Source organism: Candidatus Skiveiella danica (genome assembly GCF_022705245.1).
Taxonomy (GTDB): Bacteria; Pseudomonadota; Gammaproteobacteria; order Burkholderiales; family Burkholderiaceae_C; genus Skiveiella; species Skiveiella danica.
The window spans coordinates 1-3,516 of sequence record NZ_JAKJEW010000065.1 but is presented as its reverse complement, the minus strand read 5'-3'; the positions used below and the strand labels follow the sequence as shown (position 1 = coordinate 3,516).

The window sequence follows — 3,516 nt, the reverse complement described above, 5'->3', positions numbered from 1 at the left end:
TCCAGGCGCGCGCCCAGCGTGCTGTAGACGGTGCCCATCTCCAGGCCGATGATGCCGCCGCCCAGGATCAGCATGCGCTTGGGTACCTCTTTCAAGGCCAGCTCAGCGTGCTGATCACGCGCAGCATCCTGCGCCAGCTCGGTGGTGAACCGGGCGCTGCAGCCGACATCACCCACCGTATTGCAGAAGGCGACTTGACCGTACACATCCCGCTCAAGCCCAACGACACCACCAGCCTGCTGCACGCCATCCGGTCCATGCGCGACAGTTTTTCCGGCATCGTCGGGCAGGTCCGCTCGGGCTCGGAAGGGGTGGCCACGGCCAGCGCCGAGATTGCACAGGGCAACCACGATCTGTCGGCCCGTACCGAGCAGCAGGCCAGCGCGCTGGAGCAAACCGCAGCAAGCATGGAAGAGCTGGGCTCCACCGTGAAGCAAAACGCCGACAGCGCCCGCCAGGCCAACCAGCTAGCACAAAGTGCATCGACCGTCGCGGTCAAGGGCGGCGAGGTGGTGGGCCAGGTCGTGGAGACCATGAAGGGCATCAACGAGGCGTCACGCAGGATTTCCGACATCATCAGCGTGATCGATGGCATCGCATTTCAGACCAATATTCTGGCGCTGAACGCTGCTGTCGAAGCAGCGCGGGCCGGCGAACAGGGTCGCGGCTTTGCCGTGGTGGCATCCGAAGTGCGTGCACTGGCGGGCCGTTCAGCTGAAGCGGCAAAGGAGATCAAGACATTGATTGGAGCCAGCGTCGACCGGGTCGAGCACGGCACAACGCTGGTTGACCAAGCGGGCGCAACCATGAATGAAGTCGTCAGCGCTATCAAGCGCGTAACCGACATCATGGGAGAAATCAGCGCCGCCAGCCACGAGCAGTCCTTGGGAGTGGCACAGGTTGGTGAGGCCGTGGGTCATATGGACCAGACCACCCAACAAAACGCCGCTCTGGTGGAGCAAATGGCTGCAGCAGCCAGCGGACTAAAGAGCCAGGCCCAAGACCTGGTTCAAGTCGTAGCAGTTTTCAAGCTGGGTTCTCGTTAACCCCACTGCACCTTGCTGTTGGAGCTGTACCAGGTCTCCACACGGGTAGAGACTTCGTTTTCAATGCGCGAGCGCTTGATCTTCATGGTGGGTGTCAGTAAGCCGTTCTCGATGCTCCAAGGCTCCTGCGCCACAACGATCATCTGCAGCTTTTCGTGGCTGATCAAGCCGGCGTTGACATCCTTGAGCAATTGCGCCAGCTGGGCTTCCACGTCCTTGCGGAACGCGGCATCCTTGAGCTTGGGCCGCACATCTTCACCCAGCACCACCATGGCATATGCGGCTGGCTGGCCCAGGCCGGAGACCATGCTCATCTCGATCAGGGGGTGCGCGTTCAAGCTGTTCTCGATGGGCGCTGGCGCCACGTACTCGCCCTTGGAAGTCTTGAAAATTTCCTTCACCCGTCCGGTGATCTTCAGCAGGCCATCGGCGCGGCGCTCGCCACGGTCGCCGGTACGGAAGAAGCCATCGGCGGTGAACACCTCGGCATCCAGATCAGGGCGCTTGTAGTAACCCACCAGCTGACCGGGGGACTTGATGAGAATTTCACCCTCTTCGCTGATGCGCACTTCCACGCCTGGCAAGGGCACGCCCACGCAACCCGGCGCATTGATTTCCGGTGTGGAATTGTGCGAGTAGGCAAAGTCCTCCGACATGGCATAGCCCTCAATCATGTTGAGGCCCAGGCGTTGGTACCAGGAGATGAGCTCTGCCGGAATGGGCGCAGAGCCGCTGCCCGCCAGCAACGCCTGGTCCAGGCCCAGGTTCTTCAAAACCTTGCGCTTCACAATGCCGCTCAAAATCGGAATGCTGAGCAGGCGGTTGAGCTTCTTGGGCGGCATCTTGGCGAATACACCCTGCTGGAACTTGAGCCACAGGCGGGGAACCGAGATGAACGTGGTGGGCCTTGCACGGTTCAAATCCGCCACAAAGGTGTCCAGGCTTTCGGAAAAGAATACATGCGTCTTGCCGTCCACCATGGACATGGCCTCCACCCAGGCCCGCTCAAACACGTGCGCCAGCGGCAAGTAGGACAGGATGCGGTTGTCATCGATATCACCAATGCGCGATTTGACGTCTTTGGCAATATTCTCGGCAACCTTGGTGATGCGTTCAAAGCTGTGCATCACGCCCTTGGGCGTGCCAGTGGAGCCCGATGTGTACAACAGGATGGCGATATCCTTGCCATCGCGCGCGATGCGCCCGGTCAGGGGCTGGGTACGTCCGGTGATGGCATCCCACTGCTCGTAGCTGTTTTTGGGAGCCAAAGGGAACGAAATGCAGGGCAAGGTTGCGGGCACGCCGGGTTTTTGTGCGGGCCAGGTATCGAGCTTGCCGACAAACAGCAAACTGGCACCGCTGTGCTCCAGAACGTAGCTGATGGTCTCTGCCGTCTCGGTTGGGAAGATCGCCACGGTTGTGCAGCCCGCCATCCAGATCGCCAGCTCCGCCATGAAGAAGTGCGCGCAATTCTTGGACAGCAATGCAATGCGTGCACCGGGCTCCAGACCTTGCGCCTTGATGTGCGCAGCCATGCGGCGCGCCTGGTCCAGCGTCTGGCGCCAGGTGTAATCAATCACTTGCCCGCCACCAATGGGTTGGGTCAGGTAAACCCGGTCAGCCAGCTTGGCCTCATGGTCATAAACATAGTCCAGAATCAGTTTGGGTTTGGCCACCGCGGGTCTCCTTGAAAAGAATCGGAAAGAATACCGCATTAGGCGGCTCCCGACACCGGGAAAAGCCCTTAGAGACAGCGCCCTGTAAGACGGCACAGGCAACGCAAACGGTATATTCAAGCCACTTGGGCACCCTGCGGGACGCTTGCCCCCTATTTCCCCCCAATTTTTGGATGGTTTCTTTGAGTCCTGAACATTTGGCCGACCTGTCGCTGTCGGCTTTTGAAACCGTGGTTGGTTCCACGCCCGGCTTTCGCCCCCGCCCCGGCCAGCATGAGATGGCCGCCTGTGTGGCTGCCACGCTGGCCCGCGCGGACCTGGGTGAGCACCCCGCGCCCACCAAAGCCATTGCCGTCATTCAGGCGGGCACCGGTGTGGGCAAATCGGCCGCCTATGCATCGACGGCCATCGCCTTGGCGCTGGAACGCAAGACCCGCGTGCTGATTTCCACCGCCACCGTTGCGCTGCAAGAGCAGCTCATGACGAAAGATCTGCCCGCCCTGGCCCAGAGCATGGACAAGCCCTTTGTGTTTGCGCTGGCCAAAGGGCGTGGTCGCTATGTGTGCAAGCTCAAGCTGGAGCGACTGGTGGGCAATGGTGGCGTGGCCGAAGACCTGTTCGATGCCGATAACGACGCACCCAAGCCGGCCAAGTTTGGCACGGTGGTGTCACAGGAAGAGGCCGAGGAACGCCGTATCCACCTGTATGAAACCATGGCACGGATAGGAAATTCAACCGCATGAGGCCAAGTATGGCACGAGTCTTTGGCTTCGAAACACGTCGGCCAAGGCAGA

3 protein-coding genes are annotated in these 3,516 nt (G+C 60.6%); 2 read left to right on the top strand and 1 reads right to left on the bottom strand.

Translation table 11 applies throughout. From position 1 onward, the window contains the following. Nucleotides 1-1,046 (top strand): methyl-accepting chemotaxis protein (locus ACMUOY_RS19820; RefSeq protein ID WP_413894461.1); only part of this gene is annotated, 1,046 nt, incomplete at its 5' end. Here the strand turns inward: ACMUOY_RS19820 and ACMUOY_RS19815 are convergent. Then, entirely contained in the window at nt 1,043-2,722 is a 1,680-nt protein-coding gene (locus ACMUOY_RS19815) for an AMP-binding protein (protein ID WP_413894460.1), read from the bottom strand. The two genes, ACMUOY_RS19820 and ACMUOY_RS19815, sit on opposite strands and share 4 nt — an antisense overlap. A 182-nt stretch (nt 2,723-2,904) precedes the next feature. Between ACMUOY_RS19815 and ACMUOY_RS19810 the strand changes: the two genes are divergently transcribed. Continuing rightward, nucleotides 2,905-3,465, top strand: coding sequence for a hypothetical protein (locus tag ACMUOY_RS19810; RefSeq protein WP_413894459.1), 561 nt, complete (start codon nt 2,905-2,907; stop codon nt 3,463-3,465). The last annotated feature ends 51 nt before the right edge of the window (nt 3,466-3,516 follow it).